The 25021-nt window shown below is 61.4% G+C and carries 27 protein-coding genes; 19 read left to right on the forward strand and 8 right to left on the reverse strand.

The features are described from left to right. Positions 1–518 precede the first annotated feature (518 nt). From K288_RS0101135 to fabI, 5 genes are all read left to right on the forward strand, one after another. Positions 519–1604, forward strand: a complete 1086-nt coding sequence (locus tag K288_RS0101135) for an AI-2E family transporter (RefSeq protein ID WP_027577927.1) — start codon at positions 519–521, stop codon at positions 1602–1604. Between the two features lie 110 nt (positions 1605–1714). Then, entirely contained in the window at positions 1715–3934 is a 2220-nt protein-coding gene (locus K288_RS0101140; RefSeq protein ID WP_027577928.1) for a DUF3141 domain-containing protein, read from the forward strand. A gap of 37 nt (positions 3935–3971) precedes the next feature. Next, a complete protein-coding gene (locus tag K288_RS0101145; RefSeq protein ID WP_027577929.1) occupies positions 3972–4934 on the forward strand; it encodes a phosphate acetyltransferase in 963 nt (320 codons plus the stop codon). A gap of 5 nt (positions 4935–4939) precedes the next feature. Next, positions 4940–6154: an acetate kinase gene (locus K288_RS0101150; protein WP_027577930.1), complete on the forward strand. Its 1215-nt coding sequence runs from the start codon at positions 4940–4942 to the stop codon at positions 6152–6154. Then, a complete protein-coding gene (gene fabI / locus K288_RS0101155; RefSeq protein ID WP_027577931.1) occupies positions 6151–6942 on the forward strand; it encodes an enoyl-ACP reductase FabI in 792 nt (263 codons plus the stop codon). The genes K288_RS0101150 and fabI overlap by 4 nt, the downstream gene beginning before the upstream one ends. Before the next feature lie 33 nt (positions 6943–6975). Here the strand turns inward: fabI and K288_RS0101160 are convergent, their stop codons facing one another. The 3 genes from K288_RS0101160 to K288_RS53995 are packed head-to-tail and all read right to left on the reverse strand — an operon-like array spanning position 6976 to position 8749. After that, a complete protein-coding gene (locus tag K288_RS0101160) occupies positions 6976–7434 on the reverse strand; it encodes a MaoC family dehydratase (protein WP_027577932.1) in 459 nt (152 codons plus the stop codon). A 13-nt stretch (positions 7435–7447) separates the two neighbouring features. Continuing rightward, entirely contained in the window at positions 7448–8098 is a 651-nt protein-coding gene (locus K288_RS53990; RefSeq protein ID WP_027577933.1) for a 3-oxoacid CoA-transferase subunit B, read from the reverse strand. Between the two features lie 3 nt (positions 8099–8101). Continuing rightward, positions 8102–8749 (reverse strand): 3-oxoacid CoA-transferase subunit A, encoded by a 648-nt coding sequence (locus K288_RS53995; protein ID WP_027577934.1) that lies wholly within the window; start codon positions 8747–8749, stop codon positions 8102–8104. Positions 8750–8949: 200 nt separating this feature from the next. Here K288_RS53995 and K288_RS55485 point away from each other — a divergent pair, with 200 nt between their 5' ends. Together K288_RS55485 and K288_RS0101180 are read left to right on the forward strand one after the other, a co-directional pair. Then, on the forward strand, positions 8950–9075 hold the full coding sequence (locus K288_RS55485; RefSeq protein WP_256378809.1) for a hypothetical protein: 126 nt from the start codon (positions 8950–8952) through the stop codon (positions 9073–9075). Positions 9076–9102: 27 nt separating this feature from the next. After that, on the forward strand, positions 9103–9453 hold the full coding sequence (locus K288_RS0101180) for a phasin family protein (RefSeq protein WP_027577935.1): 351 nt from the start codon (positions 9103–9105) through the stop codon (positions 9451–9453). A 92-nt stretch (positions 9454–9545) separates the two neighbouring features. Here the strand turns inward: K288_RS0101180 and K288_RS0101185 are convergent, their stop codons facing one another. Continuing rightward, a complete protein-coding gene (locus K288_RS0101185; protein WP_027577936.1) occupies positions 9546–10232 on the reverse strand; it encodes a helix-turn-helix domain-containing protein in 687 nt (228 codons plus the stop codon). A gap of 235 nt (positions 10233–10467) precedes the next feature. Here K288_RS0101185 and K288_RS0101190 point away from each other — a divergent pair, with 235 nt between their 5' ends. Together K288_RS0101190 and K288_RS0101195 are read left to right on the forward strand one after the other, a co-directional pair. Further along, positions 10468–11100 (forward strand): response regulator, encoded by a 633-nt coding sequence (locus K288_RS0101190; RefSeq protein ID WP_043159124.1) that lies wholly within the window; start codon positions 10468–10470, stop codon positions 11098–11100. Between the two features lie 181 nt (positions 11101–11281). Then, complete coding sequence (locus K288_RS0101195; protein WP_051334263.1) at positions 11282–11686, forward strand: response regulator; 405 nt, start codon at positions 11282–11284, stop codon at positions 11684–11686. 13 nt (positions 11687–11699) lie between these two features. Here the strand turns inward: K288_RS0101195 and K288_RS0101200 are convergent, their stop codons facing one another. Next, the gene (locus K288_RS0101200) at positions 11700–12305 is read right to left on the reverse strand and encodes an invasion associated locus B family protein (protein ID WP_201449630.1); all 606 of its coding nucleotides are present in this window, start codon (positions 12303–12305) and stop codon (positions 11700–11702) included. 29 nt (positions 12306–12334) lie between these two features. After that, entirely contained in the window at positions 12335–13189 is an 855-nt protein-coding gene (locus tag K288_RS0101205) for a dienelactone hydrolase family protein (protein ID WP_244443008.1), read from the reverse strand. A gap of 179 nt (positions 13190–13368) precedes the next feature. Here K288_RS0101205 and K288_RS0101210 point away from each other — a divergent pair, with 179 nt between their 5' ends. Both K288_RS0101210 and K288_RS0101215 read left to right on the forward strand, forming a co-directional pair. Further along, positions 13369–15063 carry a SulP family inorganic anion transporter gene (locus K288_RS0101210; protein ID WP_027577941.1) on the forward strand — a complete coding sequence of 565 codons (1695 nt, stop codon included), beginning with the start codon at positions 13369–13371 and terminating at the stop codon, positions 15061–15063. Between the two features lie 142 nt (positions 15064–15205). Further along, positions 15206–15634 carry a hypothetical protein gene (locus K288_RS0101215; RefSeq protein ID WP_027577942.1) on the forward strand — a complete coding sequence of 143 codons (429 nt, stop codon included), beginning with the start codon at positions 15206–15208 and terminating at the stop codon, positions 15632–15634. Between the two features lie 44 nt (positions 15635–15678). Here the strand turns inward: K288_RS0101215 and ppk2 are convergent, their stop codons facing one another. Beyond that, a complete protein-coding gene (ppk2, locus tag K288_RS0101220; protein WP_027577943.1) occupies positions 15679–16476 on the reverse strand; it encodes a polyphosphate kinase 2 in 798 nt (265 codons plus the stop codon). A 45-nt stretch (positions 16477–16521) separates the two neighbouring features. Then, the gene (locus K288_RS0101225) at positions 16522–16977 is read right to left on the reverse strand and encodes a hypothetical protein (protein WP_027577944.1); all 456 of its coding nucleotides are present in this window, start codon (positions 16975–16977) and stop codon (positions 16522–16524) included. Between the two features lie 169 nt (positions 16978–17146). Between K288_RS0101225 and K288_RS44255 the strand changes: the two genes are divergently transcribed. The 8 genes from K288_RS44255 to K288_RS0101265 all read left to right on the forward strand — a co-directional run bounded on the left by K288_RS44255 (position 17147) and on the right by K288_RS0101265 (position 24988). Then, entirely contained in the window at positions 17147–17587 is a 441-nt protein-coding gene (locus tag K288_RS44255; RefSeq protein ID WP_244443021.1) for a hypothetical protein, read from the forward strand. Continuing rightward, complete coding sequence (locus K288_RS0101235) at positions 17580–18812, forward strand: biotin/lipoyl-binding protein (protein ID WP_027577945.1); 1233 nt, start codon at positions 17580–17582, stop codon at positions 18810–18812. Before K288_RS44255 ends, K288_RS0101235 begins: the two co-directional genes overlap by 8 nt. A 61-nt stretch (positions 18813–18873) precedes the next feature. Then, positions 18874–19266 (forward strand): hypothetical protein, encoded by a 393-nt coding sequence (locus K288_RS0101240; protein WP_244443022.1) that lies wholly within the window; start codon positions 18874–18876, stop codon positions 19264–19266. Between the two features lie 612 nt (positions 19267–19878). Then, a complete protein-coding gene (locus tag K288_RS0101245) occupies positions 19879–21423 on the forward strand; it encodes a HAMP domain-containing sensor histidine kinase (protein ID WP_343207711.1) in 1545 nt (514 codons plus the stop codon). A gap of 181 nt (positions 21424–21604) precedes the next feature. Next, complete coding sequence (locus K288_RS0101250; RefSeq protein WP_043159128.1) at positions 21605–23251, forward strand: DUF3300 domain-containing protein; 1647 nt, start codon at positions 21605–21607, stop codon at positions 23249–23251. Then, on the forward strand, positions 23248–24183 hold the full coding sequence (locus tag K288_RS0101255; RefSeq protein WP_027577949.1) for a DUF2950 domain-containing protein: 936 nt from the start codon (positions 23248–23250) through the stop codon (positions 24181–24183). The genes K288_RS0101250 and K288_RS0101255 overlap by 4 nt, the downstream gene beginning before the upstream one ends. A gap of 18 nt (positions 24184–24201) precedes the next feature. Then, entirely contained in the window at positions 24202–24636 is a 435-nt protein-coding gene (locus K288_RS0101260) for a hypothetical protein (protein WP_027577950.1), read from the forward strand. Positions 24637–24781: 145 nt separating this feature from the next. Further along, on the forward strand, positions 24782–24988 hold the full coding sequence (locus K288_RS0101265) for a cold-shock protein (RefSeq protein WP_027577951.1): 207 nt from the start codon (positions 24782–24784) through the stop codon (positions 24986–24988). Positions 24989–25021 lie beyond the last annotated feature (33 nt).

A 25021-nucleotide genomic window follows, 5' to 3' on the forward strand; every position in this document is an offset into this window, starting at 1 on the left:
GGGTGAGCTCCGACTGGACACTCATTGCGCACACGCGCGCCTCTCTCCCAGCCATCGACGACGCACCCACCGTTGCGCGCCGAATGGCAACCGGGGCCGCAGCCGTCTGCGGCGTTGGCCATGCCGATGCTCGCGAATGTAGCTGCGAACAGAACCGCGAATGTCGCTCTCATGTCTATTTCCTCTCGCCCCTCATGTGTTCAACAGGCAAGTGCAGCGCTGAGCGCACGACGTTGATCTTGGATCAATGTGACGGAAAAGCGAAGCCCCTCCGGGTGAAAAACGGAGCGGCTGAGGGCACTGATTGTGCCGGGCTGGGGCAGTGGGACCGTGCCGAGCCGTTCAACTATCGGTGCGTGACAGTTGTGTGCCGGGCTTCCGGGCAGGCCGCGTTCAACGTCACCGCAGTGATACGCGCGACCGAGCCTGGCGCCGGACCATGATGCTTGATCTAAATCAAGCCGCGATGTGGAACGCGGTGGGTACGCTTTCGCGCAGCCTCGAGCGAGGGCGCGTCCTTGAGAACACTTCGCCAGCTTTTGTCCGGGGAGGACGTCATCCAGCTTGCAATCCGGCTTGGATTGCTGGCTTTTCTGATTTACTGGACTTTTGTCCTTGTGCGCCCCTTCGTGCCGATCGTGACCTGGAGTGTGGTGCTCGCCGTCGCGTTCTATCCAGTCTTTAGCGGCCTCGCCAAGTTGCTGGGCGGGCGTCCGAAGCTGGCGGCGGCAATTCTCACCACCGTCAACCTCGCGATAGTCATCGGGCCGGCGACGTGGCTCGGTCTGGGCGCCGTGGATGGCCTGAGGGAAATTGCGGGACAACTCAGTGCGGGGGGGCTGGCGGTTCCTTCGCCGCCCGGGCGCATCAAAGACTGGCCGCTGATCGGCTCGCAGCTCTACGATCTCTGGGATCAGGCGTCGACCAACCTCCGTGCCGTTCTGCGCGAAATCGCTCCCCATCTGAAGCCGCTGGCTACGACGGCTCTCGGCCTTGCCGGCAATGCCGGCGTCGGAACGCTCAAATTCCTCCTGTCGGTTGCTTTGGCCGGCTTTCTCTTTCCCTATGGACCGCAGCTGCTGGCAGCGAGCAAGGGGTTCCTGTCCCGCGTCGTTCCCGAGCAGAGCGAACACTTTCTCGAATTGGCGGGGGCAACGATACGCGCGGTATCTCAAGGCGTTATCGGCGTCGCTATCGTACAGTCGCTGCTGGCCGGCATTGGTCTCAAACTGGCGGGTATACCGAATGCTGGCCTATTGGCCTTCGCGATCCTGCTGTTGAGCATCGTGCAGATCGGTTCGGCGATCGTCCTGATTCCCGTGATCATCTGGCTCTGGACCGCCAAGGACTTCACGACGGCGCTGCCGCTGACCGTGTTTCTGGTGATCGTCGGACTGCTTGACAATATTTTGAAGCCGTTGGTGATGGGGCGCGGCCTTACCACCCCCACGCTCGTCATCTTCATCGGAGTAATCGGAGGAACGCTCGCGCACGGAATTGTCGGCCTATTTATCGGCCCGGTCATTTTGTCAGTCGCCTGGGAGCTGACGGTGGCCTGGATCAACCAGGATCGCACCCGCCTTGCGCAATCATCAGAGCACTAGCCTCAGCAAAAGCCGCTCAAAGCGGACCATTTCGTTCCGCTTCACGACGTTGACCTAGATCAAAGTCCGAGGTCGTGGGGCGCGTTCAATCGATGCGCGACAGGGAGGACATGTCGATGGACAAGGCACCGCTTTCGCGTGATCCCGTGTCGGGCCTCATTGCCTCAGCCGTAGAATACATGATCGATGCCGGGCAGCGTAGCGTGCTGTTCCTTGATATCCTGCGCCGGCGCGGCGACCAGTATCAGGAGCACATCGCTCAGACGGCACCGCATGTCCTGCACTACACCGCCGAACTGGTCATGGACGGGCGCAAACTCTCCGAACCGGTGAACTATGCGCTGGTGCGCATCATACCGCCGAAGGATACCGAGATCGATCTCGAGCGGCGACCATTCATCGTGGTCGATCCGCGCGCCGGGCACGGTCCGGGAATTGGCGGGTTCAAGGCGGATAGCGAGATCGGCGTCGCCATGAAGGCCGGCCATCCCTGCTACTTCATCGGCTTCCTGCCGGAACCGATGCCGCACCAGACCATCGAGCGCATCGCGCGCGCGGAGGCCTTGTTCATCGAGGAAGTCGTCAGGCGCCACCCCGATGCCGACGGCAAGCCCTGCGTGATCGGCAATTGTCAGGCCGGCTGGGCCGTGATGATCCTTGCATCGCTGCGTCCGGAACTGTTCGGGCCCATCATCGTCGCCGGCGCACCGCTTGCCTATTGGGCTGGAGTGCACGGCAAATATCCGATGCGCTATTCGGGCGGCCTGCTCGGCGGAAGCTGGCTGACGGCGCTCACGAGCGACCTTGGCGCCGGCAAGTTTGACGGCGCCTGGCTGGTCCAGAATTTCGAGAACCAGAACCCGTCGAACACGCTGTGGACCAAGCAATATAATGTGTATTCGAAGGTCGACACCGAGGCGGACCGCTACCTCGAGTTCGAGCGCTGGTGGGGCGGCCATGTCAACCTGAATGCGGAAGAAATCCAGTTCATTGTCGATGAGCTCTTCATCGGCAATAACTTGGCCGCCGGGCGCATCAAGATGTCGGACGGCAAGACGGTCGACCTGCGCAATATCAAATCGCCGGTGGTGGTGTTCTGCTCCAAGGGAGACAACATCACTCCGCCACAGCAGGCGCTGGACTGGATCCTCGATCTGTACGCTGATGTCGACGAGATCAGGGCCTACGGCCAGACCATCGTCTACACGGTTCACGAGAGCGTCGGCCATCTCGGAATCTTCGTTTCCGGCGGCATCGCCAAGAAGGAACATGCGGAGTTTTCCAGCAATATCGATCTGATCGACGTGCTGCCGCCGGGCCTCTATGAAGCGACCTTCGAGGCAAAAGGCACCGATACGGCAAATCCCGAACTCGCCGTCGGCCAGTGGGTGATGCGCTGCGAGGCGCGCACGCTTGATGATATCCGCGCCATGGGCGGCAATTCGCCGGAGGACGAGCGGCGATTCGCCACCGCCCAGCGCGTGTCCGAGATCAATCTCGCGGCCTACCGAAAATTCGTCCAACCCTGGATCAAGGGCATGGTGACGCCGCAGATGGCGGACTGGACGCGCCGGCTGCACCCGCTGCGCCTGCAATATGAGGCTTTCAGCAGCCACAATCCTTTCATGGCCGCGGTGAAAGCGACGGCAGATGCGGCGAGTGAGCATCGCAGGCCGGTATCATCAGACAATCCGTTCCTTGCCTTCCAGGAGCAAGTCTCCAAGCAAATCGTCCACGCGCTCGACAGTTGGCGCGATTCGCAGGAAGCCCTCAGCGAGGCGATCTTCCTTGCCGTCTACGGTTCGTCCGCAGTTCAAGCGGCGGTTGGAATCGATCCGCAGTCCGCGCCGTCGCGGCGGCAGGAAATGTCGGTCGAATACCGCGAAAGGCTGCGTGCGCGGATCGCCGAGCTGAAATCCCAGGTCGACGAGGGCGGTCTTCGGGAAGCAACCATTCGCGGCTTGCTCTATGTCGGGTCGGCGCGGGGAATGGTCGATGAGCGAAGTCTGGAAGCACTGCGTCAGGTCCGGCGTGATAGCGGGGCGCACTTGTCGCTGGCGGATTTCAAGATGCTGGTGCGCGAGCAATTCTTCATGCTGCGCCTGGACCAGAAGGGGGCGCTGGCAGCCATTCCGAAGTTGCTGCCGGATAATGCCCAACAGCGCCACGCGGCCTTCGCCGTCATCCGCGATGTGCTGGCCGCGAGTGCCGAGATTTCGGGTGAAACTGCCAAGCGCCTGCACCATGTGGCTGAGCTGTTCGGTGTAGACAGATCCTCGAACGTTGCCCCTTTCGATCCCAACGCCGATCCCAAGGCGAAGGCGTCGTAACGTCGGTTAGAAGAATCCGGAGCGCATCATGACCATCATGCCCGCAGATTCAGGCGAATTGCGTTCCCACACCAAATATGATCGGTTGATCGCGGCCGCCAAAGCTGTGCCGCCGGTGCCGACTATTGTGGTGCACCCCTGCGATGAGACCTCGTTGCGCGGCGTGTTCGACAGCGCCGAAGCTGGAATCATCCGTCCGCTGCTGGTCGGTCCGGAAGCCAAGATCAAGAATACCGCAAGCAAGCATGGCCTCGACATCGCTGGTTTCGAGATCATTGATGTTCCCCACAGCGAGGCCGCAGCCGCTAAAGGCGTCGAGCTGATCCACGCCGCCAAAGGCGAGATGCTGATGAAGGGCAGCCTGCACACCGACGAACTGATGCGCAGCGTCACGGCGAAAGCGACGGGCTTGCGGACCGATCGGCGTATCAGCCACGTGTTCGTGATGGATGTCCCGGCCTATGCTGACACCCTGGTTGTGACTGACGCGGCGATCAATATCTTCCCTGATCTCGACGACAAGCGCGATATCATCCAGAACGCGATCGATCTCTTCACGCAGGCTGGTTTCGGCACGTTGCCGCGGGTGGCCATCCTGTCTGCGGTCGAAACCGTCACCTCCAAGATTCCGTCCACCATCGAGGCGGCGGCGCTGTGCAAGATGGCGGATCGCGGGCAGATCACCGGCGGCCTGCTTGATGGACCGCTTGCCTTCGACAACGCGATCGATGTGGAAGCGGCCAGGATCAAAGGAATAAAGTCCGAGGTTGCGGGGCGCGCGCAGATCTTGGTCGTTCCGGACCTCGAGGCCGGCAACATGCTGGCAAAGAATCTGGCCTATTTCGCGAAAGCCGACAGCGCCGGCATCGTGCTCGGGGCCCGGGTGCCGATCGTCCTGACCTCCCGGGCCGATTCGGCGCGGGCGCGCATGGCCTCCTGTGCAGTCGCGGCGCTCTATGCCGACGCGCGGCGCCGACTTGCTCCAATCGCCGCCGCGTGATCGCCATGGACACGATCCTTGTTGTCAATGCGGGTTCCTCCAGCGTCAAGTTCCAGATCTTTACGATTGAGGGTGAGGGGAGTCTCCGGCGGCAGATCAAGGGCCAGATCGATGGCATCGGCAGCCGTCCGCGCCTGCGCGCGGCCGACGCAAACGGCGATCCGCTGGCGGACCGCGCCTATCCGATCGAAAGCGTTTCCGACGTCCCAGCCGCAATGGCTATTGCGGGAGCATGGCTGCGGGACGAGCTTCGCATCACTCCGATGGCTGTCGGGCATCGCGTTGTCCATGGTGGCCCGGACTATGACCGGCCGGTACTGATCGATCATGGCGTCGTGTCGCGCCTGGAGCGCTATGTCGCGCTGGCGCCGCTGCATCAGCCCCACAATCTGGCGCCGATCCGTTCGCTGCTCGCGAATTTTCCTGCGCTCCCGCAGGTGGCGTGTTTCGACACCGCCTTTCACCGCACCCATGCGCCGGTGGCCGATTGTTATGCCATCCCCTATCAACTCTATGCCGAGGGTGTGCGGCGCTACGGATTCCACGGCCTGTCCTATGAATATATCGCGAGAACATTGGCCCAGATCGCGCCGGGTGTCGCAAAAGGACGGGTGATTGTCGCTCATCTCGGCAGCGGTGCATCAATGTGCGCACTGAAGGGTGGACGCAGCGTTGAGAGCACAATGGGGTTCACCGCACTTGACGGCTTGCCGATGGGGACGCGTCCCGGGCAGATCGATCCCGGCGTCGTGCTCTACCTCATATCCGAAAAGGGAATGTCAGCATCGAACGTCCAGGATTTTCTCTACCGCAGTTGCGGACTGAAGGGTCTCTCTGGCATCAGCAATGATATGCGGCAATTGGAGGCAAGCGACGATCCGCACGCGATATCGGCGATCGAGTATTTCGTCTATCGCATCTGTCTCAACATCGGCATGCTGGCGGCCGCGCTGCAGGGGTTGGATGCGTTCGTGTTTACGGCCGGCATCGGCGAAAACTCGGCCGGAATTCGCTCCCGCGTCGTCGAGCAGTTGGCCTGGCTTGGCATTGCGCTCGATCCCGCCGCGAATGCCAGCCATGCGCGGCTGATAACTCGATCCGACAGCCGCATCCCCGTGTACGTCGTGCCGACGGACGAGGAGCTGATGATCGCGCAACACACTTTGGCGGTGCTGTTCAACAGCCCATCATCCAGCCCGAACCGCGAGAGGGTGTCATGAATATTCCTGTGTTCCCGGAGACCAAGGTTGCCCTCAAGGGGAAGAAGGGCCTGATTGTCGGCATCGCCAACGATCAATCGATCGCATGGGGCTGCGCCAAGGCATTTCGGGCGCTCGGTGCAGATCTCGCCGTGACCTATTTGAACGACCGAGCCAAAAAGCACGTCGAGCCGCTGGCGCAGGCGTTGGAAGCGCCGATCTTCATGCCGCTGGACGTCAGCACCGAAGGACAAATGGAACAGGTGTTCGAGCGCATCGAGAAGGAATGGGGTCGCCTTGATTTCGTGCTGCACTCGATCGCGTTCTCGCCGAAGGAAGCGTTGCATGGCCGCGTCGTGGATGTTGGACGGGATGGCTTTTTGAAGACGATGGACATTTCGTGCTGGTCCTTCCTGCGCATGGCGCATCTGGCCGAACCCTTGATGAAGGATGGCGGGACGCTGTTCACGATGACGTATTACGGCAGCCAGATGGTGGTGCAGAACTACAATGTCATGGGAGTCGCAAAGGCAGCGCTTGAGGCCGCCGTGCGCTATGTCGCTGCCGAGCTGGGGCCAAAGGGAATCCGGGTGCACGCGATCTCGCCCGGGCCGCTGGCGACCCGGGCGGCGTCTGGAATTCCCGAATTCGACGAACTGATGGACAAGGCGCAATCGAAGGCGCCGACCCGCAGTCTCGTCAGCATCGATGACGTCGGCAACGCAACGGCATTTTTGGCGCTCGACGGCGCAAAGCTGATCACCGGCAGCGTCATGTATATCGATGGCGGCTATCACATCATCGATTGAGTGGACCCGGCTCCTGTTGCGGCTGGGAGCCGTTCACCGATAATGCAGCGCGATCAGTTCGGCGACGCAAGCAGGCCGTGTGCCCCCTTCGATCTCGATCACCAGGTGGTAATGCACACGCAATCCGTCCGGCGGCACATCCTCGGCTTCGGCGATCGTGACACGGCCGCGCAGCCGTGAGCCCGCCGGCACCGGCGCCAGGTAGCGGATCCGATCCGCTCCATAATTGAGGGTGTTCCTCAATCCCTTCAACCCGATTACCGATCTTATGAAGAGTGGCGCAAGCCCGAGCGACAATAGCCCGTGCGCGATGGTGGTGCCGCCGGGCAACTCCTTTTTGGCGCGATCCTGATCGACGTGAATCCACTGCTCGTCGCAAGTCGCTTCCGCAAAGAGGTTGATGCGGTCCTGGGTGACCTCGATCCAGTCGCTGACGCCGATCTCGGTGCCGACCGCGGACTTGATTTCATTGAAGTCGCTGAATATCCGCATGTTCATTACCTGGTCAGATCTTCATTTCCGGAACCGTGTCGGGAATGACGAGTTCGGCCTCCGTCACTGCCATGACCTCGGCGACCGTGACGCCGGGAGCGGTCTCCATCAACGTCGCCTTGCCGTCCGGAAAGCCGATCACGGCGATGTCGGTGACGACGAGGTCGACTGTTCGTGACGATGTCAGGGGCAGGGTGCATTTGCTGACGATCTTCGATTTTCCCTTCGCGGCATGTTGCATCGCGACGATGACGCGTTTGGCGCCGCTGACGAGGTCCATCGCGCCACCCATGCCTGGCACCATTTTGCCTGGGATCATCCAGTTGGCGAGGTGTCCTTCCGCGTCGACCTGAAGGCCGCCGAGCACGGTCACGTCGACATGGCCGCCGCGGATCAATCCGAACGACATTGCACTGTCGAAGGTGCAGGCCCCCGGAAGCGCGCTGATTGGACGTCCACCTGCATCAGTCAGAAGGGGATGGGCCATCCCTTGCTCCGGGATCGGACCGGTGCCGATCAATCCGTTCTCAGACTGGAAGAACACCTTGATATCGGATGGCACGTAGTTGGCCACCAGCGTCGGAATGCCGATCCCCAGGTTCACGAGGTGGCCGGTGCGAAGCTCGCGTGCCACGCGGCGGCCGATGATCTCTTGTGCATCCATGGTTCACTCGTTCGCTATGAGATAGTCGACAAGCGGTGCCGGTGTGACCACGTGATCGGGCGCGATGACGCCGACCGGAACGATATGCTCGGCGGTCACGATCACGGTATCGGCCGCCATCGCCATGACAGGGTTGAAGTTGCGCGCAGTCAAAGCATAGGCGAGATTGCCGAGATAGTCGGCGAGGAAGGCGTGGACCAGCGCGAATTGGGCCCGCAGCGCAGTCTCGAGCAGGAACGCTTTTCCATCGATCTCGATCTGACGTTTTCCTTCGGCAACCGTTGTTCCGACGCCGGTCGGCGTGAGTACGCCGCCAAGGCCGCAGCCTCCGGCGCGGATGCGCTCTGCCAACGTTCCCTGTGGGATAAGGTCGACGGCGATCTGGTTGGCCAGCATCTGCTGCTGGGCTTTCGGATTGAGGCCGATGTGACTTGCCGTCAGGCGTGAAACCAGGCCGGCGTCGAACAGCTTGCCGACGCCCTTTCCGGGTGTTGCCGCGTCATTGGCGATCAGGACGAGGCCCGTCTTGTGCTGGCGTACAACTTCATCGAGCAGGCGTTCCGGCGTGCCGACACCCATGAAGCCGCCGACCATGACGCTTGCGCCTGCCGGGATCATCGCAACGGCTTCCTCGAGGGAAATGGCCTTCATGATTGGCACTCCGGTCAGCGCGCGATCGAGCGAGGCAGTACCGCTGCGATGCTGGCTCCGGCGCGCGGCGTCGCTTTGATCTGTATCAAGAGTATTCGCCGGAGCGACGGATACGGAGTATCCGGCACCCGCATCTTGCGCTCTGGGGTGAATGGGGCGGATGGATTTCGCTTGCCGACCTCAGGACAATGGCGGAGGCTATGAGGGATTGTCGGCTCGTCATCGTGCTCGGCACCGGGCATTCGATGAATCGCGAATTGGCGGCGCTCTATGACGGCTATTTCGGAGCTAGGTTTGGCGCGCTCGCGAAATGGACGGCACCCTAGTGGATTTCATCAGAAGAGGAGGATGCGATGTCGGAACCCCAAGTGGCAGCGGACAACGTTCGGGCGATGCTAACCGAGAATCTCGGCCGTGTTCGCAAGGCCAATTCGGACTATTTTGACATGGTTGAGAAGGGCTTGAGCTCCTCACAGCTCCCGATTGCCGGGCAGGCCAAGCAGTTCTGCGATCATATGCGGCGGCAGACTACTGCGACCTTCGACCTCTGCGACCGGATGATCCAGGCCAAGGACGTGCCGGACATAGTCAGGATTCAGTCCGAGTTCTTCCAGGACCAGATGCGAGCGCTGATGGACCAGGGGAGGAGCATGGGCGAATCGGCCATGAAGGCGGCAGCGGGCGTGTTTACTCCCAAGAGCTGATTTGCTTTGCGGGCTGGGGCTTCACTTCGCGACCGTCAGCGTACTCAACATCATGATCCACGCGCTGACGATCGCTGCGCCAGGAGGGCGTTTCAGTTCTGCAAATCGAGACTCTCGAGCTGCGGCCGGTCCAAGAGCATGATCTGACGCTGATTATTGCCGATGAATCCGAGGATGCCGAGCTCGTGCAGCCGGGACAAGGCACGAGAGACCGTCTCCAGCGTCAGGCCGAGATAGTCGGCTATGTCACGGCGGCACATCGGCAGCGCCATGACGCCAGCCGCGGTAAGGCGCCTGTCCATCTCGAGCAGGAAGGCAACAACGCGCTCGAGCGACGTCTTGCGGCCGAGCAGGAGCATGTGATCCTCAGCATGCTGCAGGTTGTTTGTGGTCATGCTGAGCAGGTTGCGGGCGACCATGGCATCGCTCTCGGCGACGAGTTCGAGGCTGCGACGCTTCACGAGGCGTACCGCAGTGTCGACGATCGCCTCGGCCGTGAAGCGATGCTCGCTGCCGTTCTCCAACCCGAAGATATCGCCGACCAGGTGAAACGCGCCAATCTGGCGGCGGCCGTCGGAGAGCAGCTTGTAGCTTCGCACCGCACCAGACTTGACCTGGTAGACGTAATCCGCAGGTTCTTTCTCGCCGTAGATCTCCGTCCCTTTTTTGTAAGTGAATTCGCTTAAGGTCACTCTTGAATTTGAAGCGCTTGCCATGCCGAATTCGCCGAGCAAATTGGGTAGGGGTACTGCCGGATTGGTGCTGACATAGGAAAACATGGCCCAACTCCTAGCCTGAACGTCGCTATTTTTATTAGTGTTTTGAAGTATTGCGCTGCAAGAATGCGGTATCGGGTCGAGTTTCGGTCAAGTTGATCTGCGACGGAGGCAGCATTCCCAATCATTGTCTCAAGGACCATTGTACTATGGGACAAGTCGGCAACGGCGGCGGGGAGACTATCCGTCGCGGTGTGAGCCACCCATGAACGGCTACCTGACCACCTCGGAGGGAAAATTGCCTGGCCTCGTTCACGTGGTTGATGACGATGCGTCGTTTCGGACAGCCATCGAACGTCGGCTGAAGCTCGCCGGCTATGACGTCGCAACCTATCCGTCCGCTCAGCAGCTACTGGATCGTCCGCCGGACAATGGGCGGCTGGGATGCATCCTGCTCGATGTGCGCATACCCGGCCTGAGCGGTCCCGAACTGCAAAATCGTCTCAGCGAACTCGGTTCGACACTGCCGATCGTGTTCCTCACCGGCTACGCCGACACGGCGACGACCGTGCGCGCAATCAAGGCCGGCGCCGAGGATTTCCTGACCAAGCCCGTGTCTTCGGCACAGCTGATCGATGCGATCGAGCGCGCCATCGCTCGTCATGGGGCGGCGAGCACCCAGCGGAGCAAGCTCGATTCCCATCGCGCCCTCCTTGCGACGCTGACGCCGCGCGAGCGACAGGTCTTCGAACTGATCGTGCGCGGCAAGATCAACAAGCAGATTGCCCATCAATTGGGAACAACCGAGCGCACTGTGAAAGCCCACCGCCACCAGGTGATGGAAAAGATGCAGGTGCACTCGCTCGCCGAATTGGTGTCGATCGCGGAGCGGCTCGGCGTGCTCGACTCAAAGAACGATGCAGGTCGTTAGTTTCGAAGTCGAAACTATCGTGACCTTGCGGGAACAATACGCAACAGGCTGTCGGGTTCCCGCTGAACACCTGTACGAACGGACAATATCACATCTTAATGACAGCCCTTATCAGGCGAGTGTGAAATCAGCATAGCTACTCGGCTCGGTCAGGCCGCCGATTGCGGCAGACGACAGCCGAATGCATCCTCGAAAAGCTGAAGCGAACACCTTGCGGAATCGAAGATCTGTTCTTGTCGTAGATGACGACCGGTCCATGCTCAGGAGCCTCAAGCGCCTGCTGCAGCAGCACGGCTTTGATACGACGCTATTCGATTCTGCCGGTGCGCTGCTCGGCCATCGCGATTTCGGTGGCGCCTTCTGCATCATCCTGGATATCAATCTGAATGGTCAATCCGGCATCGATCTGCGCCGCCGGCTCCTGGACAACGGCATCACCTTGCCCGTCATCTATATCACCGGCAATGACAGCCACGCGAACCGCACGGCGGCGACGGAGTCGGGATGTGTCGCTTACCTCACCAAGCCGTTCGCGGCGAAATCACTGATCGAGCCGATCGAAAAAATGGCGGCCGCGATCGCCTAGAATTCATTGGTCCTCATTCATCAATATCCTGTTCGAATACGCGTGCTGGAGCGCCTTTGCGCGCGGTCGCAAATCGATCGAGCGGCAGTGCCGTCCTCACCGAGAGCAAATTGGTGTCGACCACTTGCAAGAAGAGCTTCTGGCCGGTGTCCATGTCGCGCAACAGGTTCTCACTTGCGAGGTCGCCTGCAATACAGGTGTTGGTGAGACACCACGTGAAAGGAAGTCGATAGGTTGTGCCCTGGTCGACGGTAAGAGTGGCGCCGGCCGGCAGATAGAGACCGACCGGAAGGAAAAGCTGTAGCCGCGCGCCGGCGTTGTCCTCGCGCTCGGTCAGATAGACGCGAACCGCGGTCTGGCCGGTCTTGAATGTGCCGCTGAGCATGGTGCGGCAGACCATCTTCGCGCCGCCTGGCTTGAAGCAGACCTTCTCCCAGTCGCCAAACTTGATGTCGCGCGCTTCACGCTGGCCGCGAGGCGCGATTTCGGCTCCCCCGGATTGTGCGCCAGCCGGCACAGTCTGTTGTGCATTCGCCGGCCCGCCTGCCGTCATCGTGGATAGTATCAAGCTGATGCCGAGGAACAGGATCGGAAACGGTCTACGAGGCTGCATCGTCATGGCCATGCTCCTCACGCCGGTCAACGTCGTTACTTGTGCCTGTCCAGGAACGCGCCAACGAGCGGAGCCCAGATCGGGACGGAGTCGGCCGAGCCGACCAGGAAATGTCCATCGTCACCGAACGGCGGAAGAAGGTGGTATTCGGCGTTGCCTCCTGCGGCGGTGAACGCCTCGTGCATCCGTTTCGATAGCGCAGGGCCGAAGAACGTGTCGTTTTCAATGTAGATCCAGAGCATCGGCACCCGCGAGGTGCGGCCGAATTCGGCGGTGGCCTCGACCAGTCTGTCCGGCGCGCAATTGTTGTTCGGCTTGCCGCCAACGCGGCCGCCACGTCCGGCCGCAAACGTGATGACCGCCCTGACTTGGGCGGGGTTTACGCTTGAAAGTGCAATCGACGCCCAGCCGCCGGCCGATTGGCCGATCACGACGACATCCTTCGGCACAATCTTCTTCTCGGCCGCCATGTAGTCGATGATCCAGAGGTCGAGCTGCGCAACCGCCATGCCGGCATCGTGGAAGTTTGGATTGGTGCAATTGCCGATCTTGGAGAAGAACGGCCCGTAGAGTCCGCGTTCGGGTATGTCGATGGCTGAGGCGCCGTAGCCCGTCCCGACGGGCACCACCACGAGATAGCCGCGTCGCGCGAACCACATGGCGGCATCGCGGAATTCGACCAACGGAAAGAAGCTGCGCTGCACGGGATCGAGAGACACCCCGTGATTCATGATGGCGAGTGGAAAGGGACCATTGCCGACCGGACGCACCACATAGGCGATGGTCGGCAGGACGAGGGGCAGCGCCCAGACTTCCTCCTGAATGCGCGCGGGAGCGTTCTGATCGTCAGGGTGCGCCGGCACGATCTGGCTGAGGAGAACGAACAGCATTATCAGGAATCGTGAGCAAGCCTGACCCATATCAGAGCTCCGCTGTCAGGAAACGATTTGACGGATCGAATCCGGAGCGACACTTGATCCAGATCAATCCCGGTTGGCTGCAGGCCGCCGTTCATCGGAGGCGTTCGGCGATCGCTAGAGCGCCTCAGTCGCATGACGGGCCAAGTCACATGAAGCCATCGTCATTTCAGCAACCAGGATGGTTGCGGTTCTTTCCGCCGATGGAGTGGCTTGCCAATTACCGGCTTTCCTTCCTCTCCTCGGACGCCATCGCGGGAATTACGCTCGCCGCCTATGCGATACCGGTCTCTCTGGCCTATGCGGCGCTCGCGGGGCTGCCGCCGCATGTCGGCATCTACGGCTATTTGCTCGGCGGCATCGGCTATGCGCTCCTCGGCTCCTCACGCCAGCTTGCGGTTGGTCCGACATCCGCGATCTCGCTCATGATCGCCGGCTCGGTCGGAGCGTTGGCCGCGGGCGATCCTGCGCGATACGCTGAAATCGCGAGCCTGGTGGCCTGTGCGGTGGCGCTGCTTTGCCTGATCGCCTGGCTGTTCAAGCTCAGCCTTCTGGTACGCCTGATCAGCGACAGCATCCTGGTGGGATTCAAGGCGGGCGCCGGGCTGACGATCATGATGACCCAGCTGCCCAGCCTGTTCGGTGTTGCAGGCGGCGGTCACAATTTCATTGACCGGACTGTGCGGCTTGCCGGACAACTCGGCGACGTCAACTTGCTCGTATTGGCGATCGGTCTTGCTTCGCTGCTGTTGTTGCTGATCGGCGAGCGCGTCCTGCCGGGTAAGCCGGTTGGACTCGCCGTCGTCGCACTATCGATTCTGGTGGCATCGATATTTGGCCTGCCGGCGCTGGGCGTTCCGATCACCGGGGCGATCCCGCAAGGACTGCCAGCGTTTGCAATGCCTGCGTTCGGACTGTCGGAGCCTGAAGAGCTGTTTCCGATCGCGGCCGGCTGTCTGTTGCTTGCCTATGTCGAGGGTGTTTCCGCGGCGCGTAGCTTTGCGGCCAAGCATGGCTACGGCCTTGATGTGCGACAGGAGTTTCTGGGACTGGGTGCGGCCAACCTCGCGGCGGCGCTCGGCCACGGCTATCCGGTTGCCGGTGGCCTGTCGCAATCTGCGGTGAACGACGCGGCGGGAGCCCGTACGCCATTGGCGCTGGTGCTCTGTTCGGTCACGCTTGCGCTATGCCTGCTGTTCTTCACGGGACTGCTGACAAATCTTCCCAAGGCGGTGTTGGCTGCTATCGTTCTTGCGGCCGTGTACAGGCTGGTCGACATCCCCGCGCTGTTGCGCATGTGGAAAATCAGCCGGATCGATTTCTATGCTGCGGCGATCGCGCTTGCTTCGGTGCTGCTGCTCGGAATCCTGCAAGGGGTCCTGCTTGCGGCCCTCGCATCCATCTTCCTGCTGCTCGCCCGCGCGTCGCGGCCGAATGTAGCGTTCCTCGGTCGGCTCCCCGGAACCGGCCGTTATTCGGATAGTTCCAGGCACGACGGCGTAGAGCCGCTGTCCGGCGTCATCGCATTCCGTCCCGAAGCGTCGCTGCTCTACATCAACGCCGAGCCGATCCTGGACACCGTCCTGGCTGCGCTCGGAAAATCGTCGGATATCAGGGGGGTGGCCTGCGATCTCTCCGCATCTCCCTTCATCGATCTGGCCGGGGCCCGCATGTTGCATGATCTGCATGATGAACTGAGAAATCGTGGAGTGACGTTCTGCATCGTCGGCGCTCATGGCCAATTGCGCGACCTGTTGCAGGCGGACGGGCTCGCGGAAAAAACCGATAGCCGCAACTGGATGCGGACGCTCGACAGCGTGCTTGGCGAGAGCAAGGCCGGCGAATGATCACGGATCTCCAGAAAAGATCCGCGGAGACGGCGGCATTGACTTGGATCAAAAGGGACGGCGGGGCGAGCCAGCACGATCGAACGTCGTCGTTCACGACGATCGGAAGCAGTCTTGGCAAAAATGTTCTTGGAGGTAAATCATGAGACATGTTGGGGTGATCGCGCTGCTGGTGCTGTTGGGGTTGGCAGGGCTGAGTACGCCGTCGCGGGCAGAGACCGGCCAGGTTGCCGTTGTCTTCACCAAGGGTGGCTTTGTCCTCGGCGTCGGCGGCGGCGAGGGCGTACTGATACTCCGCGGCAAGCGCTATCCATTCACCGTCTCTGGCATGAGCGTTGGCTTTACGATCGGAGCCTCGACCACCAAGTTTGTTGGGCGCGCCCTGAACCTGCGGGGGCCGGAATCCATCGAAGGCAGCTATAGCGCGATCGGCGCCGGTGGCGCCGTTGCCGCCGGGGCCGCTGGCGTTCAGTTGCAGAACGCCAACGGCGTGATCTTGCAGCTCAGCGGACCGAGGATTGGAGCCGAAGTTTCAGCCGCCGTCGGTGGCGTCACCATACGGTTGAGATGACTGCGGAGCGGGCCAAGCGGCGTTGCCGCGCGGCCTTGGCCCGCTCAGTATCGCTCTGCGACAAACGTCATCCCGCGCAGCCCGGTCTGATCGTTGTAGTGCCCTTTGGTGGATCGTTTTGGCAGCTTGACCTTGTTCCGGCGAATGCGCTTGTACGGGATCAAGTCCAGGATATGCGAGATGCAGTTCAACCGCGCCCGGCGTTTGTCGTCGGAGCGGATGATGTGCCATGGCGCATGTTTGGAACTGGTCGCCTTGAGCATCAGGTCGCGTGCCCGCGAATAGTCGTACCAGCGGCGATAGGATTCCGTATCCATCGGGCTCAGCTTCCATTGCCGCAGAGGATCGTCGATCCTGGCCCTGAACCGTCGCTCCTGCTCCTCCATCCCGACCTCGAGCCACAGCTTGATCAGGATGATGCCGGTCTCGATGATGTGCTGCTCCATGACGGGGCACAGCTCAAGGAAACGCTTGTGCTCCGGGGGGGTGACGAAGCCCATCACATATTCGACCCCGGCCCGATTGTACCAGCTCCGATCGAAAATCACGATCTCGCCCGCAGCAGGGAAATGCTGCATGTAGCGCTGGATGAACATCTGGGTCTTTTCGCGATCCGAGGGCGCAGGGAGGGCGACGACGCGAAACACGCGCGGGCTGACCTTTTCCGTGATCGCCTTGATCGTGCCTCCCTTGCCCGCCGCATCCCTGCCTTCGAACAGGATGATGACCCGAGCCTGGTTCGCTTTCACCCATTCCTGGAGATGGCATAGCTCGACCTGGAGCTTCTCCAGTTCCTTCTCATAGACCTTTCGCTTCATCCGCGCGCCGGGCTCGTCTGCCATGTCCAGGATTCCACTCCTTCAGATTGTCTCGAATTGGCCGGCCGCCTAGTCGCCCCAAGCGATGGTGACACCGATGTCGCCGGGCACACCGCCGGGAAAATCGATGATCTGATAGCGGATGCGGTAGCCGCGCGGTTTCAGATAGTCGGTCCAAAGCTGGTAGATCTCCTTGGGAATCCCGGTCAGCGTGGCTTCCCAGCCCGCTTCCATCTGGTTGATGGCGCGGCCCTTGTCGGTGGTCAGCGTATTCGGGAAGCGATACACCAGGACTTCGGTCAATCCGTTCCGCACGGCGCGCTGGATGACGGTGGATGCCAACTGGATCTTTTCCTCCTCGGATTTGCCGGAGGGCCGGCTGAGCCGCTCGATCAGGGCCTGTTTTTCGGCTTCGGCGGCGGCCGCGCGGCGGACATACTCGTCCGCCTTTTCCGCCTCGCGGAGGGCAGCCTCCTTCTGGATCTGGTTGGCGCTGGGGATCAGGTCATCAATGTTCGCGGGCATGGCTGACATCTCCTGAGTGGCGTTTCCTCTGGTCCTTCACGAAAGGCTAGGGCCGGGCAGGGGCGCACCTTTGATCCAGATCAAGCGACCCCCGGACAGGGTATCCAGACTGAACGTCAAAGGCTTAATTCCTATTCGGGAGAAGCAGTTGAGCGACCAACTTCATCCAATGGCACCCCATCATCTGCCTTTTTTCATCACGCCGCCGAACGAGGTCGACGTGCTGATGGTCGTCATGGGCGTCTTCCTGGTAGCCGCCGTGCTCTGGGTCGGCACGCTCTATTGGCGCCTGCACAGCCTGCCTGAACGGATGGCGCACAAATCCCAAAAGCTGCAGTTCGAGATCGTCGCGGTTCTCGGCTTGCTGGCGCTTTTCACGCACATCCACCTGTTCTGGGTCGCGGCGCTGTTGCTTGCCATGATCGATCTTCCCGATTTCAGCACGCCGCTGCGCAGCATTGCCGGCTCGGTTGAGAAGATAGCGAGTGCCGCGGCGGATGAAGGCGGCGCAGCAAAGTCCGAGACCAAAACGGATCCGGCACTTCCAGCCGGCTCGTCGGAGACGAAAGGCCCGGATGCCACGAAGGCAAGGGAGCCCAGCAATGCTTGAGCTCTTGATCTGCTCACTTGTGACGATCCTTCCAGACTATCTCTACCGGCGCTACGTCCAAGGCAAGCGCTTCGGCAAGGAGATCACGTTCTTCTCGGTCTGGTTCGAGCTGAGGTGGGGCATCACCAGCTGTCTGATGCTCACGGTAGCCCTGATCACCATGATCTTCTATTTCCATCCTGCTACCGACACCGCCACGCTCTTCTTCCGGACGATCCCGATCCTTCCGGAAACTTCCGGACGCGTCGCGGAGGTCAATTTTGGCTTCAGTGCTCCGGTGAAGAAAGGCGACGTGATCTTCAGGCTGGACAATTCGAAGCAGGAAGCGGCCCTTGAGACGGCCAAGCGCAAGGTCGCCGAGGTCGATGCGGCGCTGGTGGCGGCGGAGGCCGACATCGTCAAGGCCGAGGCGCAGATTCAGGAAGCCAAAAGCGCGCATCAGCAGGCCAAGGACGAATTGGATGTGAAGAGCGAGCTGCAGCGCCGCAACCCCGGCATCGTGCCACAACGCGACATTGAGAAACTCCAAGTCATGGTCGATCAGCGGCAAGCCGGGATTGATGCCGCGATGGCTGTCAAGCAGTCTGCGGCCCTTCGGGTCTCAACGCTCTTGCCGGCGGAGAAGGCAAGCGCCGAAGCCAGCCTGGCGCAGGCCCAGGTGGATCTGGACAAGACTTTCGTTCGCGCCGGCGTCGACGGCCGGGTGGAGCAGTTCCTGCTTCGGGTCGGCGACGTCGTCAACCCGCTGATGCGGCCGGCCGGCATCCTTATCCCGGAGGGGGCAGGCCGCCGGGTCCTGCAGGCCGGCTTTGGTCAGATCGAGGCCCAGGTGATGAGAGAGGGAATGGTGGCGGAGGCGACCTGCATCTCAAAACCCTGGGTCATCATTCCGATGGTCATCACCACGGTTCAGGACTACATCGCCGCCGGTCAGTTCCGGGGTGGAGAGCAACTGCTCGAGGCGCAAAACGTACTGCGGCCAGGTACCGTTTTGGTGTTCATGGAGCCGCTCTTCAAGGGCGGCCTCGAAGGCGTCACGCCGGGCAGCAGCTGCATCGTCAACGCCTACACCAGCAATCATGACGAAATCTCCAACAAGGAAACCAGCACGGGCCGGCGCATCGCGCTGCACGTGGTCGACGGCGTAGGACTGGTGCACGCATTGTTGCTGCGGATCCAGGCGCTGCTGTTGCCGATCAAGACCCTGGTACTAAGCGGTCACTGACACTTGCCAATCAACGGGTTTCAAAAAGGGTAATGAAATGAGGGAATTTCGTCGCTTGTCCGTGCTCGTGTCGACGCTGATCGTCTTCACCCTGCCGCTGGCTGCAAATGCGGGCGCGTTCGATCTGACCGGCGCGTGGGCCGGTGATGCCGACAATTGCGCCAAGGTGTTCGCCCGCAAGGGCGGGCAGATCACTTTTGCGGACAATTCCGACGTGTACGGCAGCGGCTTCATCGTCGACGGCGATCAGATCATCGGTAAGTTCGTGCGATGCAGGATCAAGGCCACGAAGGTCGATGGGCCGAACATCAACCTGATTGCGGCCTGCGCGAGCGACATCATGCTGTCGAGCGTTCAGCTCAGCGCCAAGGAAGTGGACGCCGACACGCTCTTGCGTCTGTTTCCGGGCATGGAAGGAATGGAGATCAGGTACTATCGCTGCCGGTCCCAATAGCGGGACGCCCCAGCGAGACGCCGCTTGATTCAAGGCACCATGTCGTATTGCGCGGGCATCGCATGACAAGACCTGACAGGTTGGAGCCGTGCGCCGGGTGGTTGCCGTGGGTGCGGGGGTGGGCGCCGCAGGCGCTTATCTGGTCACAACGCGTTGCTGACCTCGTCGCCCGGCAGAGTAATCCGTTGGCTGCAGTATAATTCGCGCTAGAATTGCCCGACTCGAGATGCAGCGTTCGGACGTTTGAGACTGCCGGGGAGAAGGATGGGCGAACGTGCCCCCATTGTTGCGCCCAACATGCGCAGGCTGGTCCTTGCCGTGTGGCTGCTCTGTGCCAGTTTGCTGGTCTGGGTCATCATCCTGCCCGGGCCAGCAAGCGCTGCCCCACGTGGCGAACCCAAGCGCGTGCTGCTGCTGCATTCCTTCGGGCGCGACTTCCGACCATGGAGCGAATATGCCCGGACCATCCGGGCGGAGCTCGAGCGCCAATCGCCGTGGCCGCTGGACCTTCAGGAACAGACGCTATTGGCGGCGCGGTTCGACAATCCGGTCCCGGAAGCGCCGTTCGTCGACTATCTGCGCTCGCTCTACCAGGGCGCAGCGCCCGACATAGTGATCAGCATCGGCGGGCCTGCGGCCAGATTCGTCCAGAGATTTCGCGCGAAGCTCTTCCCTGAGACACCCATGGTGCTGACCGCTGTCGAACAGCGGCTCGTGAACGGCGCCGAGCTCACGGATAAGGACACCGTCATCTCAGTCTACAACGATTTCTCAGCCTTTTTCGGCAGCATTCTTCATGTCCTGCCGGATACGCAAACGATCGCCGTCGTGATTGGCGCCTCGCCGCTTGAGAAGTTCTGGCTCGAGGAAGCAAAGAGGGAAGCGAAGCCCTTCGAAGACCGGGTGGCATTCGTCTGGTACGCGGACCTGCCATTTCACGAAATCCTGCAGCGGGCGGCGACCCTTCGGCCGCACACCGTCCTGTTTTGGGGTTTGATGTCTGTCGACGCGGCAGGTATCGCTCATGAAAGTGATCTCGCGTTGCGCAGTCTTCATGAGGTCGCGAACGCCCCGATCTTTTCCTTCCAGGAAGCTTTCTTCGGCCAATACACCGTCGGCGGCCCGATGCATTCGATCGGCGCGTCGAGCGCGAAAACCGTCAATGCCGTGATCCGCATCCTTGGTGGCGAGAAGCCTGCCGACATCAAGATCGAGCCGATCGGATTTGCATCTCCGAGATACGACTGGCGCGAACTGCAGCGCTGGGGCATCAGCGAGAGGAGCCTGCCCGCGGGAAGCGAAATTCTGTTTCGCGAGCCGACGTTTTGGCAAAGATATCAGTGGCAGGTCGCGCTGATCGCGAGCGTGATTCTCGTGCAGGCTGCCTTGATCAGTGGTTTGCTCCATGAACGTCATCGCCGCCGTCTCGCCGAGGTCGAAGCGCGGCAGCGCTTGGCGGAGCTGGCACGCGTCAACCGTTACTCGGCTGCCGGAGAACTGGCGACCTCGCTGGCGCATGAGCTGAACCAACCGCTCGGCTCCATTCTCACCAATACCGAAACGGCGGAGCTGATGCTGAAATCGTCGTCGCCCGATCTCGGTGAAATACAGGAAATCCTGGCTGATATCAGGCGCGATGACCAGCGGGCGAGCGAAGTGATACGCCGCCTTCGCAGCATGCTGAAAAGAGTGCCAATTGAGGTTAGCCAGATCAACCTCAACGAGACCGTTGGGGAGGCCGTTGGCATAGTGTCAGCCTTGGCCGAAGGCCGTGCCGTGACGTTGAAATATGTACCGGCTTCGATGCCGTTGCGCGTCAAGGGCGATACCGTTCAGCTTCAGCAGGTTGTCCTCAATCTGGTCATGAACGCGATCGATGCCGTATCCGAGGTGCAAACCGAGAAACGGGAGGTGATCGTCGCGACGGGCATATCTGATGAACAGGCCGAAATCCTGGTCAGCGATTCAGGTCCAGGCATCGCCAACGATCATCTGAAGGATGTCTTCGAGCCATTCTTCACGACCAAGGCGCAAGGCATGGGCATGGGCCTTGCGATCGCCCGCACGATCGTGGAAGCGCATCATGGCCAGATCACCGTGGAGAACCGGAGCTCGGGTGGGGCGCTGTTCCGGATCAAATTGCCACTTGTTGGCTAAGGTCCGGCGCGAACCAGCAACGGCGCGAGTTTGTGTTGATCCTGGTATCCACGCGTGAGCATGTCGCGTCGCAGCAATGTCGCTTTTCCAGGTGAGCTGCGTCGAGTTTCTTTGATCTTGATCAAGAGGCGCGCATGCACTGAACTGATGCTTGCAGCATGTGAGGCTCATGGAGGTTGTGATGTCTCGTTGCGGCAGGATTTTGCTCGCGCTCGCGCTGTTTCTGATGGCTCCCGTCTCCGCCTTTGCGCAGGCGACCAACCCTCCGCCTGTCCAGGGCGGTCAGCCGCAGGGGACGCCACCACAACCTGCGCCGAGCGAGCAGCTGTTGAAGCCTGAACAGCTCGAGGCCTTGGTCGCACCGATTGCCCTGTATCCTGACGACCTGCTGGCGAACGTGCTCGCGGCGTCGACCTATCCGCTGGAGATCGTGCAGGCCGATCGCTGGGTGGCCTCACACAAAGACCTGAAGGGCGATGCACTGAAGAACGCGGTCGACAAGCAGTCCTGGGACGACAGCGTGAAGGCGCTGGTCAGCACGACGGCGGTGCTCTCGATGATGAGCGACAAGATCGACTGGACCAAGGATCTCGGCGATGCCGTGCTCGCACAGCAGCCCGACGTGATGGACGCGATCCAGCGATTGCGTGCCAAGGCCCAGGCGAACAACAAGCTGGTGACGACGAAGCAGCAGAAGGTCAGCGTGCAGACGCAGGACAACAAGCAGGTGATCGTCATCGAGCCGACCGATCCGAATACGGTTTACGTTCCCTACTACGATCCGGCCACGGTCTACGGAACCTGGCCGTATGCGGCCTATCCGCCCTATTACTTCGGCTATCCATCTTATATCGGCGCCGGTGTGGTCGCAGCGGGCCTCGCCTTCGGGACCGCCTGGGCGATCGGCCGGTGGGGCAACTATTGGGGCGGCGGATTCAACTGGGGTAACCGCAACCTCTACGTCAACAACTACAACAGGGTCACTAACGTCGGAAACAATTGGCAGCATAACGCGGCGCATCGGCAAGGCGTGCGATACAACAACGCCAATGTTCAGCAGCGCTTCGGCAACAACAATCTGAAGGCGGGAAGTGCCAACCGGATGGATTTCCGTGGCCGCGGCGGCGAGCAGGTGCTGCGCCCGGGACAGGATCGCCCGGGCGGTGGTGATCGGGTTGGAGATCGTGCTGGTGACCGCGGTCGCGACGGCGCCGCCTCTCGTGACCGGCCTGGCGGTGATCGGGCCAATCGCCCGGCGGCGGCCGATCGCGCCAAAGGGGGCGGTGATCGCGCAAAGGCAGGTGACCGTGGTCGCGATGCGGCGCGCGGTGGTGGCGGCGGAGGTCGCGACACCGCTTTCAGGAACGTGTCGTCCGGCAAGGCAGCCAATCTGCAGGCCGCTCGCGGCCGGGCAAGCGCTGCTGGACGGGCCGGAGGCGCAGTCGCCATGGCCGGCCGCGGCGGCGGTGGTTTCCAAGGCGCCGCGTTTCGCGGAGGCGGTGGTGGAGGTTTCCGTGGCGGAGGCGGCGGGGGCTTCCGCGGTGGTGGCGGACGGCGCTCCGATATCGCGTTGAAGCACGACATCGTGTTGCTCGGCCATCTCGCCAACGGTCTCGGCTATTACCGCTTCAGCTATCTCGGCAGCAGCAGGTCCTATGTCGGCGTGATGGCGCAGGAAGTGCAGGGCATCATGCCGGAAGCTGTCACGCGCGGCAGCGACGGCTACCTCAGGGTCTACTACGACAAGCTCGGATTGAAGTTCCGGACCTACAGCGACTGGCTTGCCGCCGGCGCAAGGATTCCCGCAGCATCGGAGCCATCACCATGATCGTTGTTCAGTTGCTCCGGTTGGTTCGCTCCGCTGCCGCTGTCGCCGCCCTCATCGTGCTGGCGCTCCCGATCACATCGGCTCATGCGCAACAGGCCTATCCTTCGCCGGAGGACGCTGCGGCCGCGCTGGCTGCCGCGGTCAAGAGCGGCGAGAAGAAAGCCATGCTGAAGATCCTGGGCAAGGACGCCGAGGACATCATCGCGTCAGGCGATGATGTCGCCGATGCCGAGACGCGCGAGCGTTTCCTGACCGCGTACGAAGCCAAGCATTCGATCAAGGCGGAAGGAAACAAGAAGGCGACGCTCATCCTGGGCGCGGATGACTTCCCTTTCCCGATCCCTCTGGTCAACAACAGGGACGGCTGGGAGTTTGACTCCGCCGCGGGTCGCCTCGAGATCCTGTATCGCCGCATCGGGCGCAACGAGCTCGATGCCATTCAAACCTCTCTCGCCTTCGTCGACGCCGAGAACGAATATGCGGACAAGGATAGGACTGGCGAAGGCGCCGGGACCTATGCGCAACGGATCGTCAGCACGCCAGGCAAGAAAGATGGCCTGTTCTGGCGCGACGATCGCGACCAGAGTCCCCTCGGCGAGCTCGCGGCGCAAGCGGCAGCGGAAGGCTATAAGGCCGGTGCGGAGGGCGGTGCGCCCTACCACGGCTACTACTTTCGAATCCTGAAAGGACAAGGGCCGAACGCGCCCGGCGGTGCCATGAACTACGTCGTCAAGGGCAAGATGATCGGGGGCTTCGGGCTGATCGCCTATCCCGCAGAGTATGGTAATTCGGGTGTCATGACCTTCATGGTCAACCACGCGGGCACGGTCTATCAGAAGGATCTCGGTGAACGCACGGCGGTCATCGCCAAGCGCACTTATCTCTTCGATCCGGACCAGACGTGGAAGAAGGTGGACGCGACGAATCCCTGAAAACGCGGAAGCCTTGCAATGGAGCTGTTTGCAATTCGTCTTGCGGTGATCGCGCTGTTCGCGTTTGCACTCCCTGTGACGCCATCGCAAGCGCAAGCGCCGGGCTATGTCCGGGTCAATTTCGCGAAAGCGGGCCTCGTGGTCGGAGCCGGCGGCGGCACCGGCGTCCTGATCTATCGCGGCCGCAACTATCCGTTCCGGGTTTCGGGCCTCAGCCTCGGTGTGACCGCCGGCGCATCTGTCAGCCGGCTGGAAGGCTGGGCCTCAGGCATAGCTAGCGTAAGCGATTTTGCTGGCACCTATAGCGCGGTCGGCGCCGGCGGCGCCCTGGTTGGCGGCGCAGGAGGCGTCAACTTGAGAAATGAAAAGGGCGTCGTCCTCATCCTGAAAGGGCCAAAAGCGGGGATGGAGTTCGCCGCCAATCTCAGCGGGATCAGGATTTCGCTGAAGTGAGTTGGCAATGATTTGTTCATGTCTAAGGCAGGTAGTCGTCGCTGTATCCTTATACCGCCGACTTTTTGTCACCAAAGCGCCACGAGCTTGGCCGACGAATCGTACGTGTTAAAAGTCTAGCTTTTTTATTGACGGAGATAGTGAAGTGGCAATGGGGACAGTGAAGTGGTTCAACACAACGAAGGGCTATGGGTTCATTCAGCCTGACGCGGGAGGTCCGGACGTCTTTGTGCACATCTCGGCCGTAGAGAAAGCCGGCCTGTCGACGCTCCCGGAGGGCAGCAAGATCAGCTACGAGCTATTTACGGGCCGCTCCGGCAAATCCTCGGCTGAAAAGCTACGCCTGGGTTGAAGGCGACCGGACTAAGGCCAACGCCGGGCATCC

This window comes from Bradyrhizobium sp. Ai1a-2, assembly GCF_000426245.1.
In the GTDB taxonomy this organism is placed as follows: Bacteria; Pseudomonadota; Alphaproteobacteria; order Rhizobiales; family Xanthobacteraceae; genus Bradyrhizobium.